We start from the raw sequence: 16,672 nt of genomic DNA on the forward strand, positions 1-16,672 counted from the left end.
GCCCCCCACCGCGAACAACACCCCCACTCTCGTCGGCCGCGTCCGTGGTGTCTCAGCGACCGCCCCTCCGCGGCGGCCGTCGCTGAGGAGGGGTCCCGGGTTCGGCGTCGTGGCCGGGGGGCGGCAGCCTCGCGGGCTGCGGGTCAGACCCGGACGCCGAGGCCCTGGAGCTCCAGGACCAGGCCCTTGATCGCCGCGGCCGGCACCTGCCCGGCGTCGGACTCGACGAGCGACGCGACCGACGCCGGTACCTCGGCATCGGAGCACAGCACGAGCGGGGTGTCCGCCGAGGAGGTCGGCAGCCGGCCGTGCGAGCCCTTCACGTACGACGCGTCGAGCGGGACGGTGCTCATGGCGTACCGCAGGCCGACCTTCTTCTTCACGAGGTTGAGCCCCGCCTTCGCCTTGGCGAGCTTGTCCGCCGGGTCGAAGAACAGCTCGGCGGGGTCGTAGCCGGGCTTGCGGTGGATGTCGACGCCGCGCGCGTACTCCGGCGCGCGCGCGTCGTCGAGCCAGAAGTAGTACGTGAACCAGGCCCCGGGCTCCGCGACGACGACGAGGTCGCCGGAGCGCTCGTGGTCGAGCCCGTACCGCGCCTGCGCCTCGCGGTCGAGCACCTCGTCGACCCCGGGGATCCCCCGCAGCAGGTCGGTGACGCGCCGCTGGAGCGCGGGGTCGTGCTGTTCGCCCAGGTAGACGTGCGCGACCTGGTGGTCGGCGACCGCGAACGCGCGCGACGTCCACGGGTCGAGCTGCTCCTTGCCGTCCTGCACGTAGACCTCGAGCAGGCCCTCGCGGCGCAGGATGCGGTTGAGGTGCACGGGCCGATCGGCGTCCGCGATCCCGTACTCGGAGACCACGAGGACGGTCACGCCCTGGTTCGCGGCGTCGTCGAGCAGCGGCGCGAGGGTCGCGTCCAACTCCGCCGCGGCGGCGTCGGCCTGCGGGGACGTCGGCCCGAACCGCTGGAGGTCGTAGTCGAGGTGCGGGACGTACGCCATCGTGAGGTCCGGGGCGTGCGTGCGCAGCACGTGCCGCGTCGCGTCGACGATCCACCGCGAGGACGAGATGTCGGCCGTCGGGCCCCAGTAGGTGAACAGCGGGAACTCGCCGAACCGGCCCACGAGGTCGTCGTGCAGCGCCGGGGGGCGCACGTACGCGTCGGGGGACTTGCGGCCGTCGGCGTGGTAGATCGGGCGCGGCGTGACGGTGACGTCCGTCGACATGCCCATCGCGTACCACCAGCAGACGTTCGCCGACGAGTAGTCGCGGTGCGCGCCGCGCGCCGCCTCCCAGATGTTCTCGCCCTCGACGAGCCGGTTGTGCTGGCGCCAGAGGAACACGTCGCCGAGCTCGCGGAAGTACCAGCCGTTCCCGACGATCCCGTGCTGCGACGGGCTGAGCCCCGTCGTCATCGTGGCCTGGACGCTGCACGTCACCGCGGGCAGGACCGTCGCGAGCTCGGACTGCCAGCCGTTCGCGGCGAGCTGGCGCAGGCGCGGCATGTGCGCGAGCGCGGTCGAGGTGAGCCCGACGACGTCGAGCAGCAGCACGGGCTTCATGCGGTCCTCCTGGTGGTGAGGTCGGTGTCGGCGGTGAGGTGGGTGGTGGCCCAGCGGAGCTCGGCCGCGATGCCAGCGACGAGCGAGTCGGTCGCCGCGCCCTCCGGGAGCACCGCCCACGTGTACGTCTCGACGTCGAGGTGCGCCTCGTCGCCGTGCGGGGCCGAGCGGACGGCGTCGACGGCGTCGCGCAGGACGTCGGTCGTCGCGGCCAGCGGCGCGGCGGGCTCGTGGTGCAGCGGCACGTGGAAGTGCACGCGCCACGGCCCCTCCCCCGGCAGCCGGTGCCCGACGGCGTCCCCCGGCCCGGGCGCCGGCCCGTCGCCCAGGGCGTCGGGCAGGTCGTCGGCGGCGAGCACGTCACCCGACGCCGTGAGCTCGCGCACCTGGTGGATATAGCGCTTCTCGGCGAACGCGCCGACGGCCGCGCGCGCTGCCGGGTCGGACGGGTCGTCGACGTGCAGCGCGGCCGAGGCCTGCACCTTGACGACGCGCAGCCCGGCGTCGGTGATGCCCCGCACCGTGGCGGACGTCCCCGCACGCCGGTCCGCGAAGGACACCGCGAGGTGGCACGTGTCGAGGCAGACGCCGACGTGCTCGGGGTCGATCCGCCGCTCGTCCGGGACCTCGGGCACCGTGCGTGCCGCGAGCCAGGCGACGACGTCGTCCACCGTGTCCAGCACGCAGCCGGGCTCCGGCTCGACCGCGACGCGCACGACCTTCCCCGTCCGCTCGCGCAGGTCGCGCAGCCCCGCGCCCAGGGCGACGAACGCGCGGGTCGCCGCCTCGTCGTCGGCCGCGGACCACGGCTCGCGCCACGCGAGCGGGAGGGTCGAGATCGAGCCCGCCGCGCGGTCGGGCAGGAGGTCGGCCAGGACCTCGGCGCACTCGAGCGTGTACGCGAGCCGCTCGGGCTGCGCCCACGTGGGCGTGTAGACGTCGAGCTTGACGACGTCCGCGTGGAACCCGCCGTACGGGAACGCGTTGAGCGTGTGGACCTGGAGACCCTGCTCGTCGAGGACGGCGCGCAGCCACGCCCGGTCCGCGGGCGACCCGGCGAGCCGGTGCGCGAGCGTCGCGGGCATCCAGAGCCCGACCCCGAGGACGTCGAGCCCCGCGGCCGCGCGGACGGGGCCCGCGTAGGTCACGAGCTGCTCGACGACCCCGTCGAGGTCCTCGGCGGGGTGGACGTTGGTGCAGTACGACAACAGCATGGTGGTGGTGCCCTTCCGAGACGGCCCGCTACGCCCGCACGCCGCGCAGCACGGACGAGCCCTCGAACTCGACGCCGGGCGTCGGCAGGTCGCCCTCGACGAAGCCGGGCACCGGGTCGAGCACGAGGTTGCCGGACTGCCCGTAGAACTCGACCGGGTTGCGCCACAGCACCATGTCCACGTCGTCCTCGGTGAACCCGGCGGCGAGCATCGCGCGACCGGTCTTGAGCGTCTTGAGCGGGTCGGAGCGCCCCCAGTCCGCCGCGGAGTTGACGATCATCCGGTCGGTGCCGTGCTCCTGGAGGATCGCGACCATGCGGTCCTCGTCCATCTTGGTGTCCGGGTAGATGGAGAACCCGGCCCACGCCCCGGCGTCGAGCACGAGCGCCACGTTCGTCTCGTTGAGGTGGTCGACGAGCACGTGCTCGGACGGCACCCCGGACTCGCGCACGACGTCGAGCGTCCGGCGCGTGCCCGCGAGCTTGTCGCGGTGCGGCGTGTGCACGAGGACCGGCAGCTCGACGTCGCGCGCCATCTGGAGCTGGCGGGAGAACACCTCGTCCTCCTCGGGCGTCATCGAGTCGTACCCGACCTCGCCGACGGCCACGACGCCGTCCTTGAGCAGGTAGCGCGGGATCTCGTCGAGCACCTCGCGGCAGCGCGCGTCGTTCGCCTCCTTGGGGTTGAGGGCGATCGTCGCGTGGTGCCGGATGCCGAACTGCGCCGCCCGGAACCGCTCCCAGCCCAGGAGGGCGTCGAAGTAGTCGAGGAACGACCCCACGTTCGTGCGCGGCTGACCGAGCCAGAACGCCGGCTCGACGAGCGCGCGCACACCTGCGGCGTACAGCGCCTCGTAGTCGTCCGTCGTGCGGCTGGTCATGTGGATGTGGGGGTCGAAGATGCGCATCAGGCGGTCCTCCCGGTGGTGACGTCAGGTGCGAGGCGGGCGACGTCGTCGGGCACGACACGGCCCGCGGCGCGGCGCTCGGCGGCGAAGTCGCGCGCCATGCGGGCGAGCTCGTCGTCCCCGCGGTCGTCGAGGCCGGCGACGGCGTCGAGGCTCACGCCCATGAACACGAGCTTGAGGACGGCGTGCCGCCACGCGTGCTGGTCGAGGTGCGCGGCCGCGAACGGCCCGACCGCCGCGGCGACGAGGCTCTGGTCGTTGGTGCGCAGCGCGTCGGCGGCGAGGTCGCGCCCGACGGCGACGACCGAGGCCGCGGAGTCGCCCGTGAGCGCCCCGCGCTCGGTGAGCGCGTCGAGCCCGCGCAGGACGCCGCGCCGCTCGGCGGTGTCGCCGTGCTGGTACAGGTCGGCGAGGCGCGCGGCCAGCGCGGCGTCGGAACCGCGGCGTCCGACGGCCTCGGCGAGGGCGACCACGAGGGCGGCGCGCGCGCCGTCGTCGACCGTGCCGTGGACGATGCCGGCGGGGTCGGTCTCGGGGTGGACGGGTGTGCGGCCGACCTTGCGACCGGCGAGCGCGAACGCGCGCGAGACGGCCGCGGGGTCCTGCTCGACGGCGGCGCGCGCCTCGGCGAGCCAGCGCTCGCCCTCGGTGGTCGCGCCGTCCTGGGCCGCGGGGGCGGCGGGGGCTGGCTCGGTCATGGCACCTCCTGGGGGTGGTCGGAGACGGGTGGTTCCTGGTCGGGCGCGGGCACCGCGGAGCGTCGGTCCCAGGCGTGCTTCAGCGCTGTCATGCTGCGGTGCGCGAGGCCGGGGGCGTCGTACGAGTGGCGGGGCAGCTCGACCGCGGCGACGCCCGTGTACCCGACGTCGGCGAGGGTCGCGAGCACGAGCGGCAGGTCGATCTCGCCCTCGCCGAACGGGCGGTGCTCGTGGTGCGTGCGCGGCATGTCGTCGAGCTGCACGTTCGCGAGGTACGGGGCGGCGGCGCGCAGCGCACCCACGACGCCGTCGGGCTCCACGACGAGGCAGTGGCCCACGTCGACGGTCACGCCCAGGTCGGCCAGGTCCCCCGCGCCACCGCCGAGCTCGTCGCGCAGCCGCAGCGCGTCGCCGACGGTCTCGACGAGCATCCCCGGCTCGGGCTCGAGCGAGAGCCGCACGCCGTGGTCGCGGGCGTGCTCGACGAGGCCGGGCAGGCGGTCGCGCAGGAGCGACCAGCCCTCGGCCGGGGACGCGCCGTCGGGCAGGACGCCGGAGAAGAAGGACACGCACTCGGCGTCGAGCGCGGCCGCGATCTCGACCGCGCGGCGCAGGAAGCGCAGCCGGGCGTCGGCCTCGGCGTCCACGAGCGTCGGCCGGTGCTTGCGGTACGGGTCGAGCAGGAACCGCGTGCCCGTCTCGACGACGACGCGCATCCCCGCGCCGCCGTGCAGCGCGGCGAGGCGCGCGCGCAGCGCGTCGACCTCCGCCCGCCACCCGTCCGCGAACGGGTCCAGGTGCGGGAAGCCGAGCGTGAGCGCGACCGCGCCGTACCCCTCGTGCTCCAGCACGTCGAGCGTGACGTCGAGCGGGTGGTCCGTGAAGCCGTTGGTGCCGTACCCGAGCGTGAAGGGCATCCCCTGCCGGAACTCGTGCGCGCTCACGTCTCGCTCATCTCGGCGCGCCCGCGACCACCCCGACGCAGGAGCCGGCCCGCGACCTCGACGCCCGCGAGCACGCCCACCGACGCGAGGCTCCCGCCGCGCGCCGCCCACGCCGCCTGGAGCGGCAGCATCGCGCGGATCCCGGACTTCGTCGCCGCGAAGGCGTTGCCCGCGGACGGCGTGATCGCGGCGTCCACCTGACGAGGCAGCGCTGTCGCGAGGTACGCACCGGCCGCGACGACCCCGGCGACGGCTGTCGCCACGCGGGTCGCGCGGCCCGGGCCGGCCCCACGACCACGGCTCAGCGCCCCGACGCCCACGACCGCCCCGCCGACCGCGGTGGCGGCCGCCACGCCGGCGGCGAGGGACGACGTCGTGCCGTGCACCTCGCCGCGCGACACGAACGTCACGCCCGCGGTGTGCACCGCCATCCCCGCCGCGGCGGGCAGCGCGGCGCGCAGGTGCCCCACGCCCGCGCCCAGCAGGACGTCGAGCCCGCGGCACGCGGCCATGACGACGGGACCGACCGCGTGCTCCTTGGCGACCGTGTCGTACGTCCAGACGCTCGCGGCGAGCGGGACGGCGACGGCGAGCGCGCGCGCTCCCCCGCCTGCGGCGGCCAGACCGACGCCCGCGGCCGTGAGCCCCACAGCGACCCGCAGCGCGCGGCCCTCGGAGATGCGACCGGACGGGATCGGCCGCTCGGGCCGCTCGACGGCGTCGAGGTCCCGGTCGGCGTAGTCGTTGAGCGCCATGCCGCCCGCGTACAGGCACGCGGACGCGAGCGGGAGCAGCGCACGGCGCGGTGTGAGCGCGTGACCGGCGGCGGCAGCGCCCGCAAGGGTGTCACCGACCACCGAGAGGACCGCGGGGGCGCGGACGAGGTCCAGGTGGTCGTGGAGGGAGCCGGTCACGGCCGGTCGGCCGGTGCGGCACCGACGCGGGTCGCCGCCTCGCGGACCCAGTCCGCGAGCGCGACGGTCTGCGCCGCGAAGTCGTGCACGTCGCTCCCCCACGGGTCCTTGAAGAAGAACCCGAGCTCGGGGACCGGACCCCCGTACCCGGCGGCGTCGGCGAGCGCGAGCAGGCGCGCGAGGTCGAGCACGAGCGGCGCCGCGAGCATCGAGTCGTAGGCCGACCACGTGGTCTGGAGCGTGAGGCGCGAGCCGAGGAAGCCCTCGACGTGCACGTGGTCCCACGCGACCTTGATGTCGCCGAGGTCCGGCACGTTGTCGATGTGCAGCGGGGTGACCTGGCTGCCCGTGAGGTCCTGGAGGCCTCGGGACTTGGACACGAGCTTGCTCTGCACGGCCTCCGGGTCGGCGAGGGTCGCGCCGTCGCCGCCGCCGAGCAGGTTGGCCCCGGCCCAGGACAGGACGCGCAGGCCGCGCGCCGCGAAGGCGGGCGCGAGGATCGTGCGCAGCCACGTCTGGCCGGTCTTGCCGTCCTGGCCCGCGACAGGGACGCCACGCTCGGCGGCGAGCTCGAGGAGCACCGGCAGGTGCATGCTCGCCGACGGCGTGAACTCCGCGAAGGGGGCGCCCGCGAGCAGGGCGGCGTACGCGGTCACCGAGCTCGGCGGGAGCACGGCGCGCTCCGGGTCCGCGAGCGCGGCGCGCAGGAGCTCCCGGTCGGAGAGCTCGGGGCCCGGCTCGGGCAGGGGCTCCGTCGACACGAGGTCGACCACGACGACGCGTGCGAGCCCGTGCCGCTCGCGGAAGTCGACGATGTCCGCGGCCAGGCGCTCCGCGGCGGCCTGCTGCGACTCGCGCGGCGCCCCCTCGGCAGGGTGGGCGGTGTAGCCGGGCCGGACCTCGGCGTCGGCCCGCTCCAGCGCGGCGTGCGCGGCGGTGAGCAGGCGCGGGGCGATCATCCCGGCCTCGACGAGCTGCTCGGCGTGCTTGACCATCGAGACGTCGGAGATGTCGTGGCCGCCCACGACGAGGTCGCCGAACGCCGGGAGCGGGGCCGACGCGAAGGGCTCGGAGACCGTGACGCACCCCGTCGGCGCGGCACGCCCGTCCGCGATGGCGGCGAGGCCGAGGGTCGCGGTGGTCGCGACGGAGCCGCGGGCGCCGACGAGCCAGAGCCCCGTGCGCGCGTCCGGAGCCGGGCGGTCTGACGAGCTGTCAGAAGCGAAGTGGTGCATCGTTGCTCCCGTTCCCGTCGGCGGGCGCCGGAGCGCCGCCGAGCACGACGACGATGGCCTCCCTGCCATCGTCGGACCGCGCGCCCGGACGAGGGCGTGTGGACGCTCTCCGACCCGGTGGACGCCCGGTCTGCTGCGACCCTAGTCACACTTTTGTCGAGGGTCAATCAAAAGCGTGGCGACTTTCGCGAGGCGCGACGCTTGCAGCGTGCAAAAGCGTACGTCAAACACGACCGGGCGGTCGCCATCGCTCGGATGACGACCGCCCGGCCGCGTTCGGTGGATCCGGTCAGCCGGCGGGCGCGAAGTCGAGCTGGTCGTCGACCACGGCCACGACCGACCACACGTTGCCGTCGGCGTCGGACAGCTCGTACGCGGGCAGGAGCACCGCCGCGCCGTCGGGCTGGTACTGCACCGCGAGGCCGAGGCGGGCGTCCGTGATCGTCACGTCCGTGACGGGCCACGCGAACCGCGCGCCCTCGCCGACCGTCGGCGGCACGGTCGGCGCCTCCGGCTCGGCGGGCGCGATCTCGGGCACGAGCTCGGCGGCCGCTCCCTCGCGAGCCAGGGCGATCATGCCGCCCCCGCCGAACCGCGGGTCGCCCAGGCGGTCCACCGCCTCGGCGGGGCTCACGACGTCGTAGGAGCCGATCGCGACGCGCGGAGCGAGGCCCCCGTACAGCGACGCGAGTCCTGAGCCGGAGTACGTGGCGCTCCACTGCGTCCCGGTGCGCTGCCCCTCGACCACCTCGTACGCGGTCACGGTCGTCGCCCGCGGCGCGCCCTGGTCGGCCGGCTGCTCCTCCGCCACCACCTCGTACCCGGCAGGGTCCAGACCGAGAGACCCGAGCACGTCACGGAGCGCGTCGACGGCGTCCGCACCGCTCGGGGGCGCGCCGTGGTCGGACTCCTCGCACGCCCCCGGCTCGGCGCCGGAGCTCCCCGAGCCCTCGTCGCCCTCGGCCGGCATCGGCGTCACGACGACGCACCCCCACGGGTCCTTCGTCGGGTCGTTGAAGCTCACGCTCGCGAGCCCGTCGGGCTGGAGCGAGACCGTCGGGCCGGTCCAGTCGGCCGACCCCACGACGTACGACCCGTAGTCCTCGCGGACCTCGCCGGTGACGCCGAGCACCTCCGCGATCCGGCTCGCCGTCTCCTGCGAGAACACGCCCGCCGCGTCGTAGGCCCACGCGTCGGCGCTCGCACCCTGCGTGGGGAGCCCCTCCTGGTGGAACACCGTGCGCCCGCCCCAGAGCCCGGGGAACGCCATGTCTGCCGTCGCGCGCGACCCGGCGGCGAGGCTCTCCGGGGCGACCGCCCCGCCGGCGGCGTCTCCCGCGGCGGGCGCGTCGGCGGCTCCGAGCTGGATCGGCGCGAGCGCGGTGGACTCCGCCGCCGAGTCCCCCGCAGGAGACGCCCCCACCGCTCCGGCGCCGAGCGCGTAGCCGCCCGCCCCGATGACGAGCACCCCCGCCACCGCGGCGGCGACCTGGAGCGGGGCCCGTCGGCGCAGGCGGCGGGCGCGACGCTCGGCGAGCTCGTCGACGAGCGTCGCCGTCGGGCCCGCGGACCCGGAGAGCGGGGTCCTGTCGGGCGAACCGGCCGCCGCTCCGCCCGCGAACGCCTCGGGGACGCGGTCGCGGACCGCGGCCTCCAGGGCGTCGGTGTCCGGCGCGGCGCTCGCTGCCGGGTCCGCGGCGCGGAGGCGCTCGAGGTCGGCGTCGTCGGGCTGGTCGGGGGTTCGGGTGGTCATGTCGCCCTCCAGGTACTGCGGGGCCGTGCCGCGGGGGGGCCGCGGCCGGTCGGGTCTACCCGTGATGTGTGCTCAGGCGCCCGACTCTTGCGCGAGGGCCGACTGCTCCGCCCAGGCGGCGCGCAGCCGCGCCCGCGCCCGCGAGAGCGCGGCGTCGGCACCCCCGCGCGACGTGCCGAGGACCGCCGCCAGGTCGTCGCCGCCCAGGCCCTCCCAGGCGTGCAGGAGGAGGATGCGCCGGTCGCGGACCGACAGCGCGCCCAGCGCGCGCCGGACCTCGTCGTCCTGCACGACGACGTGCTCGACGTCCGCGCCCTCGTCACCACGGTCCGGCACCTCCGCGACCGGCACCGCCCGCGCCTTGCGCCGATGGTTGGCGAGGACGAAGCCCGCGGTGCGGTACAGCCAGGGGAGCTCGGCGCCGTCGGGCACGTCCTCGCGGCGCCGCCAGGCCGTCGCGAGGACCTCGGCCGTGAGGTCGTCGGCGTCGGGCCCCACGGACCCGGCGGCGCTCGGCAGCCTGCGGCGGAAGTAGCGGTAGAGCGGCGTCGCGTGCGCGGCGAAGAGCGCGGCGAACCAGGCCTCGTCGTGGACGGCGGCCTCGACGGTCTCGTCACTGCCCTCGTCGGTCGTCACGGCGGCTCCTCGTCGGCGGGGCGGGCTGTCAACCGCTCTGTGTCCCGGGTGGACCGTTCCTTGCACGGCGCGTCCTTCACCCGAACCTCACCCGCGACGGCACCGATCCTGCCATCGCCCAGCACCTACGCTGTGGGGCATGACGACCACGGAGCCGGCCGACCCGCCGCCTCACCACGCGGGCGGTCGACGACGTCGGCACTGGGCGTCCTGGCTGGGCTGGGGCCTGATCCTGCTGGCCGTGCTGCTCGTGGCGTGCGTCGCGCTGCTCGCCCGCGACGCCCTCGCCGCGCGCGACGCGCTGACCCGCGCGCTCGACGAGGTCCCCGCGGCAGAGGAGGCGCTGCGGGCCGGGGACGTGGACACCGCTGACGCCGTCCTGGAGCGGGTCCAGCCGTTCACCGCGACGGCGCGCGCGAGCACCGACGGCCCGCTGTGGTCCCTCGCCGCGCACCTCCCCGTGTACGGCCAGGACGTCCGGGCGTTCTCCGCCGCGGCCGCGACCGTGGACGACCTCGCAGCCGTGGTGCTGCCGTCGCTCACGCAGGCGCTCGCTGCGGTCGAGGGCGACAGCCTGACGATCGCGGACGGCGGCGTCGACCTCGCGCCGCTCGTCGACGCCGCGCCGGCCGTCGCGCGCGCCGCGGACGTGTTCGACGACATCGACGCCCGGCTCGCCCGCGTCGACCCCGACGCGCTGCACCAGGAGATCGCGGAGCCGTACGCGACGCTCGTCGCCCGGACGGACGACCTGCGCCCCGTCGTGCGCACCGCCGACCGTCTCACCACGCTCGGCCCGGCCATGCTCGGTGCCGACGGGCCGCGCCGATACCTCGTGGTCTCGTCGAACAACGCCGAGCTGCGCGCGGGCGGCGGCATCCCCGGGGCGCTCGCCGTCCTCACGGTCGACGGTGGCGCCGTCTCGCTGGAGCGCCAGGCCTCGACGGCCGACGTCCCGCCGTTCGCCGAGCCCGTCCTTCCCTTGGACCCCGGGGTCGAGCAGCTCTTCACCGACCGCGTGGGCCGGTACGTGCAGGACACCCCGCTCACGCCCGACTTCCCGACCACCGCGGAGCTCACGGCGGCCATGTGGGAGCAGTCCCAGGGCGAGACCCTCGACGGTGTGGCCGCGATCGACCCCGTCGCGCTGTCCTACCTCCTGGAGGCCACCGGGGGGATCGACGTGCCGTTCGGCGAGGGTTCCGTCGCGCTCGACGCGGGCAACCTCGTCCAGGTCCTCCTGTCGGACGCCTACGCCCGGCTCGAGCCCGGGGAGCAGACGGACGCCTTCTTCGCCTCCGTCGCGTCGACCGTCCTCGAGACGTTCCTCGGCGGCGCCGCGGACCCCGGCGTCGCGCGCGACGCCCTCGCCCGGGGCGCGGCCGAGCACCGCGTGCTCCTGTGGTCCGCGCACCCGGACGAGCAGGAGCGGCTGGCGGGGACCGTCGTCGCGGGAGACCTCGACACGGCCGACCGCGCGGCGAGCTCGGTCGGTGTGTTCCTCAACGACGCCACGGGCGGCAAGATGAGCTACTACCTCGCCTCGGACGTCCGCCTCTCCGGCAGCGCGTGCACGGACGGCGGACGGGTCGACACGTTCCGCGCCGTGCTCGCGTCCACCGCACCCGCCGACGCCGGGACGAGCCTGCCGTGGTACGTCACGGGCGGCGGGATCTCGGGTGTCACGCCCGGTAACGTCCGCACGATCGTCGTGCTCTACCCGCCTCGCGACGGGGTCGTCGGCACGGTCCGGGTGGGCGAGGAGCCGAGCGGCGCGCTCGTCGCCGACGTGGCCGGGCGGCGCGCGGCCTCGTTCCCGGTGGAGCTCGCGCCCGGCCAGAGCGCCACCGTGACGTTCACCGTGACGGCGCCCGCCGAGGGCCCGGGGACCGTGGGACCGGACGGCACGATCGACCTGTGGACCACGCCGACCGTCTCGGAGCCCGGGCTCGCGGTCGTGCCCGTCGCCGCGTGCGGCTGAGCCTCGCCGAACCGCCACGAGAGGTCGACGCGAAGAGCGCGATCACGGCGGGATAACGATGGCCCCGGCGGACCACAATTCACCCGGACGACCGTCCAGTTCGAGGTCGGATCCTCGCTATTCTGGGCGCCTGTCGCTCGACCCGTGCCACCGGCCCGTGACGCCTCGTGCATCACGGACCGCACTCCGGGGCTCTCTGTGTACCGGAACTCCACAATCCCTGAACCGAGACGGGTGAAGAAGCCATGCGTACCTCGAAGGGTCTGCGCAGCACGGGACGGGCGGTGCTCGTCGGAGCGCTCTCCGCGGTCGCCGCGCTCCTGACCGTCCCCGTCGTCGCGACGTCCGCGAGCGCGGCCACGACCGACCCCGAGACCTACGTCCCGGAGATCACGGTGGCCTCGCCGGTCTGTGACGGCGACGTCCCCTACCTCGAGTACGTCTTCGAGCTCCCCGAGGACTACGAGAACGACGAGGCGAACCCGCTCTCGATCACCTGGGTCAACCCCGACGGCGAGGACGTCGTCCAGACCGGGCTGCCGCTCTCGGGACGCGTCCTGTGGCCCGGTGCCGAGGTCGACGGCGCGGGCAACCCGGTCGACTGGCCCGGCTGGAGCCTCGTGGACGGCGAGTGGGTCGTCGGCGACGAGTTCGACTGGGTCCGCGCCGGCGTGACGGTGGTCTTCGAGGTCAACCCGACGGCCGAGACCGTCGTGGCCTACCCGCCGTCGACCCCCGAGTGCGCGACGAACCCGCCCGGGACGCCCGAGCCGACGATCAAGGTCGACGTGCTCACGCCCGTCTGCGTCGAGGGCGTCTCCTACCTCGACTACGGCGTCTCGGTCACCGGCACGCCGAACACGACGGCGACGCTGACGTGGCACAACCCGGACGGCGAGGACGAGGTCATGGCCGACCTGCCCCTCAGCGGACGGGTCCTGTGGCCCGGTGCGTATCCCGAGCGATTCGTCGACCTGCCGGCCGACGAGGGCTGGGAGCTCGTGAACAACATGTGGATCAACACCGCGACCCACGGCTGGGCCACGGGCACCGTGGACGTGACGTTCGCCGTGAACCCCGAGGTGACGGTCCCCGTGACGTACCCGCAGGACACGAGCAACTGCTTCCCCGGCGTGACGACGGTCGACAACCCCGTCGCGGGCAGCCAGAACCCGACGCTCGCGGAGACCGGCGCGACGGTCGGCCTGTACGCCGCGATCGCGGCGGGGCTCGCCGTGGTCGGCGCGGCGATCGTCCTGCTGACGCGCCGGACCCGCAAGGGCTGACCGCCGCACCGCACGCACGACGAAGGCCTCGCACCCGCAAGGGTGCGAGGCCTTCGTCCGTCGGGGTCTCCGCCCGGGCGACCGGACGAGGACGGATGGTCCGTCAGGCGGCCGCCCAGCCGCCGGCCGCCAGGCGCGACTCCAGGCCCTCGAAGGCCCAGCGGTCGACGACGAGCACCGCGCCGCCGGGGGCGTCCGGGACGTACCACTGGAGCTGCTCGACGGTGCGTACCTCCGCGCCGGAGGCGTCGACGCACGAGAGCGTCCAGCGCGCCAGGGTGGCGGGCGTGCCGGCGACCTCGACCTCCGACTCCGACGCCTCCCCGACCGCGCGGGCGGCGAGCTCGTCGGTGCCCGGGCACGTGGCGCCGTCGGGCACGTGGGCCGCGGCCGGGTCGACGCCGTCGAGGCCCGCGCCGGTGAGGATCTCGAAGCTGGGGCAGGCCGCGTCCTCGGGGCACCCGCCCGAACGGACCTGCGTGACGCCGTCGGCGGGCTGGAGCACGGACCAGTACTCGGCGGCCGGGAGCTGCAGGGGGCCGACCGGGACCTTGCCCTCGTCGACGTGGGCGCCGTGCGCGCCGTGGTCCTCGGCCGTGGCCGGGCCCGAGCCCCCGTCGGCGGTCGCGTCGGGCTCGGAGGCCCCCGAGCACCCGGCCAGGAGCACGCCGCCGAGCGCGACGACCGCCAGGGAGCGGGAGATACGGGTCGTTCGATGGTGCACGTGCACGATGGTCGCCTTTCACGGTCGGAGGTCCCCGCAGCCCACTGGGGGGAGCTGCGGAGACCTCGTCGGTTCTTGTCACGCTAGCGAGCGCGAACGCGGGTGGAGATGCGTGAGACCCACACGATGGCGGCTCGCGGGTACGGGATTCCCCGTACCCGCGGGCCACCGAGGCGGGACCTCGTCAGGGACGTCGGTGGTGCGTCAGCACGCGCCGCCGTCGGCCCACGGACCCCACGCCGAGGCACCGGGCGTGTCGTTCTGGGTCCAGTAGCGCGCCGTCCACACGTGGCCGCCGTGGCTCACGGCCGCACCCCCCGTGTAGACCGTGCCCGCGGCCCAGGCCGGTGCGGTGCACGGACCGGTGCCGGTGCCCGGCCCGCCCGGTCCCTCGCCGCCCCCGGAGCCCGGGAGGTCGACGACGGTCACGCCGCGCGGGTGGTCGTACGTCGTCGCGTAGTCCACCCCGTCGACCGTGACGATCACGTTGGAGAACTGGGCGACCGGCATCGACCACTTGAGCTGGTTCGTGATCGAGCCGCCGGCCGGGATGCCCCCGGCCGGGACCGTGAACTGCACGGTGTGGAAGTCGCCGTCGAGGCCACCGACGTTGTCGCCCGTGTGGCCCTTCACGGTGACGGTGGTCTTGAAGCCGCTCCAGTCGCTCATCTCGCCCGGGTCGGTCGTGCCGTACTGGAACGAGATCGTCGCGCCGGCCGGGATGTCCTTCGCACCGTCGTTGGTGAAGACGACCTTCGGCGAGATCGGGTAGTTGTTGTCGCCGAGCGCGAACTCCGTGTACCGGATGTCGACGTCGAGCGCCTGCGTCGGCATCGTCCGGTCGGCGTTCGCCTTCGACGCGCCGTAGGGCGTCGTGGCCGAGAGCTTGCTGTGCATGAGGTCGACGAGCGTGCTGCCGATCTCGTACTGGCCCTTCGCCTGGTCGTAGCCGAAGTCACCCGCGAGCTCCCAGATCATCAGGCCACCGAGGCCGGTGTCCGCGACGTAGTCCGCCTTGGCGGCGATCGCCTCGGTCGAGTCACCGGAGAGGAAGGTCTTCGTCTGCGCGTTCCACCACCACTCGTTCTTGGTGACCGGGTCGAAGTGGCGCTCGTACGAGCCCTGGATCGTGTCCGTGACGCCGTACGCGGAGACGTAGTCGCCCGTCACGCCCTTCTCGAGGTTCAGCACGTGCCACATCGGGTTGACACCGGCCGGGACCGCGTTGCCCTGCGGGTCGCTGTCGTACCAGAGGTTGTCGATGCCCTCCGCGCCGTGGCCGCACTTGTTGTTGGTGCCCGCCGGGCAGAGGAACCCGGCCGGCGCCTTGGCGGTGCCGCCCATGCCGTAGGTGCCGCCCTGCACTCCCTGGAAGCCGCGCGTGTAGAACGGCACGCCCAGGTTGATGCGACCCGACTGCATGGCGCCCCGGAAGTAGTGCGAGGCCCAGTCGCCGTTGAGGTAGCCGATGCCCTTGTACGCGCTGTACACGCCGCCGGCCGCGAGCTCGGGGTCCTTGCCGTCGTCGAACAGGGCGCCGTTGCCGCCCACGTACTCGTTCCAGGCACCGTGCAGGTCGTACGTCATCATGTTGACGTAGTCCGTGTACTGCGTGACCTGGTAGACCTCCATGCCGCGGAGCAGCCAGCCCGACGACGGCGTCGCGGTGGTGAGCATGTAGTACTCGCCGTCCTGCGCGCCCGCCGCGTCGAGCTTCTCGCGCAGCGTCCTCATGAGGTTCACGTAGCCCTGGAAGAGCTGCCCGCGGCGCTTGTCGGAGATCTGGAAGTCGTCCGGGTTGCCGGCCTGGTTGTTCGAGGTCGGGTACTCGTAGTCGATGTCGATGCCGTCGAACCCGTACTCGCGGACGAAGTCGACGACCGAGTCGGCGAAGGTGTCGATCCGGGCCTGCGACTCCGTCATCGTGTAGAAGCCGCCGGACGCGACGCGCTTGCCGCTCGCGTCGAAGTAGCCGCCCGTCTCGGCCCAGCCGCCCACGGCGGGGATGACCTTGACGCCCGGGTGGGCCTTCTTGTACTTCGCCAGCAGGTTGAAGTGGCCCGTGTAGTCGAGCGTCGGGTCCATCTCCGCGCCCGCGACGCCCGGCCAGGTCATGTCCGTCGCCGCGTTGCCCGCCGCGCCGTCGTTCACCGAGACCTTGTCGTTCCCGTCGATGTGCGCGAACGCGTAGTTGATGTGGGAGAGCTTGTCCCACGGGATGTCGCTCGCGAGGTAGCGCGGCTGGCCGTTCGAGCCCGTCCGCCAGCTCGAGAAGTAGCCGATGACGCGGCGGTCGAGGCCGTTCGGCAGCTTCTCGCGCCCGCTCTCGTCGTAGACGTCGCAGTAGGGCGTCAGGACGCCCGCCGTCTGCGCCATGCCGTCAGGACGGCACTTCTCGTCCGGGTTCGCGGCGGGGTCCGTCGTCGGGTCGGTCGTCGGGTCGGTCGTGGGGTCCGTCGTCGGGTCGGTCGTGGGGTCCGTCGTCGGGTCGGTCGTGGGGTCCGTCGTCGGGTCGGTCGTGGGCTCCTCGGTCGGGGTGTCGCCGCACGCACCGAGCGACTCCCAGGGGCCGTACTGCTCCGCGCCCGGGACGTTGTTCTGCGTCCACCACTTCGCCCGGTAGTTCTGGCCGTCGTGCGAGACGGTCGCGCCGCCCCCGTAGGCCGGGGTCGGGGACCAGGGGTCCGCGCACACCGTCGTCGCGGCGGCGGCGACGGGGGTCGCGGCCTGTGCGGCCGCGGCACCGGCGAGGCCGGTGGCCAGCACGGCGAGCGTCGTGACGGCCGCGACGACCTGTGGCCGGCGTCCGGGAGCGCGG

Annotated in this window: 13 protein-coding genes; 2 read left to right on the forward strand and 11 right to left on the reverse strand. The window is 74.6% G+C overall.

Annotated elements, in window-relative coordinates; translation table 11 throughout:
- Positions 1-143: 143 nt before the first annotated feature.
- The 9 genes from ACFWH7_RS13335 to ACFWH7_RS13375 form a co-directional block, all read right to left on the reverse strand.
- Positions 144-1,562 (reverse strand): alkaline phosphatase family protein, encoded by a 1,419-nt coding sequence (locus ACFWH7_RS13335; RefSeq protein WP_378216988.1) that lies wholly within the window; start codon positions 1,560-1,562, stop codon positions 144-146.
- The gene (gene eboE, locus ACFWH7_RS13340) at positions 1,559-2,776 is read right to left on the reverse strand and encodes a metabolite traffic protein EboE (RefSeq protein ID WP_378216990.1); all 1,218 of its coding nucleotides are present in this window, start codon (positions 2,774-2,776) and stop codon (positions 1,559-1,561) included. The genes ACFWH7_RS13335 and eboE overlap by 4 nt, the downstream gene beginning before the upstream one ends.
- Before the next feature lie 28 nt (positions 2,777-2,804).
- On the reverse strand, positions 2,805-3,683 hold the full coding sequence (locus ACFWH7_RS13345; RefSeq protein ID WP_378216991.1) for a TatD family hydrolase: 879 nt from the start codon (positions 3,681-3,683) through the stop codon (positions 2,805-2,807).
- Complete coding sequence (locus tag ACFWH7_RS13350) at positions 3,683-4,381, reverse strand: EboA domain-containing protein (protein ID WP_378216992.1); 699 nt, start codon at positions 4,379-4,381, stop codon at positions 3,683-3,685. The genes ACFWH7_RS13345 and ACFWH7_RS13350 overlap by 1 nt, the downstream gene beginning before the upstream one ends.
- Positions 4,378-5,325: a sugar phosphate isomerase/epimerase family protein gene (locus ACFWH7_RS13355; protein WP_378216993.1), complete on the reverse strand. Its 948-nt coding sequence runs from the start codon at positions 5,323-5,325 to the stop codon at positions 4,378-4,380. Before ACFWH7_RS13355 ends, ACFWH7_RS13350 begins: the two co-directional genes overlap by 4 nt.
- The gene (locus tag ACFWH7_RS13360) at positions 5,322-6,239 is read right to left on the reverse strand and encodes an SCO3242 family prenyltransferase (RefSeq protein ID WP_378216994.1); all 918 of its coding nucleotides are present in this window, start codon (positions 6,237-6,239) and stop codon (positions 5,322-5,324) included. Before ACFWH7_RS13360 ends, ACFWH7_RS13355 begins: the two co-directional genes overlap by 4 nt.
- Positions 6,236-7,474, reverse strand: a complete 1,239-nt coding sequence (locus ACFWH7_RS13365) for an inositol-3-phosphate synthase (RefSeq protein WP_378216995.1) — start codon at positions 7,472-7,474, stop codon at positions 6,236-6,238. The genes ACFWH7_RS13360 and ACFWH7_RS13365 overlap by 4 nt, the downstream gene beginning before the upstream one ends.
- A 289-nt stretch (positions 7,475-7,763) precedes the next feature.
- A complete protein-coding gene (locus tag ACFWH7_RS13370; RefSeq protein ID WP_378216996.1) occupies positions 7,764-9,227 on the reverse strand; it encodes a hypothetical protein in 1,464 nt (487 codons plus the stop codon).
- A gap of 72 nt (positions 9,228-9,299) precedes the next feature.
- On the reverse strand, positions 9,300-9,863 hold the full coding sequence (locus tag ACFWH7_RS13375) for an RNA polymerase sigma factor (protein ID WP_378216998.1): 564 nt from the start codon (positions 9,861-9,863) through the stop codon (positions 9,300-9,302).
- A 139-nt stretch (positions 9,864-10,002) separates the two neighbouring features.
- On the opposite strand from ACFWH7_RS13375, the gene ACFWH7_RS13380 reads away from it, so the two are divergent.
- Positions 10,003-11,844 carry a DUF4012 domain-containing protein gene (locus tag ACFWH7_RS13380; RefSeq protein WP_378216999.1) on the forward strand — a complete coding sequence of 614 codons (1,842 nt, stop codon included), beginning with the start codon at positions 10,003-10,005 and terminating at the stop codon, positions 11,842-11,844.
- A gap of 245 nt (positions 11,845-12,089) precedes the next feature.
- Positions 12,090-13,130 carry a hypothetical protein gene (locus tag ACFWH7_RS13385; protein WP_378217000.1) on the forward strand — a complete coding sequence of 347 codons (1,041 nt, stop codon included), beginning with the start codon at positions 12,090-12,092 and terminating at the stop codon, positions 13,128-13,130.
- A gap of 103 nt (positions 13,131-13,233) precedes the next feature.
- Here ACFWH7_RS13385 and ACFWH7_RS13390 read toward each other — a convergent pair whose 3' ends face one another.
- Positions 13,234-13,854 carry a hypothetical protein gene (locus ACFWH7_RS13390; RefSeq protein ID WP_378217001.1) on the reverse strand — a complete coding sequence of 207 codons (621 nt, stop codon included), beginning with the start codon at positions 13,852-13,854 and terminating at the stop codon, positions 13,234-13,236.
- 204 nt (positions 13,855-14,058) lie between these two features.
- Positions 14,059-16,672 (reverse strand): glycosyl hydrolase family 18 protein (locus ACFWH7_RS13395; protein ID WP_463054458.1); only part of this gene is annotated, 2,614 nt, incomplete at its 5' end.

The organism is Cellulosimicrobium cellulans (genome assembly GCF_042723955.1).
GTDB classification, from domain to species: Bacteria; Actinomycetota; Actinomycetes; order Actinomycetales; family Cellulomonadaceae; genus Cellulosimicrobium; species Cellulosimicrobium cellulans_H.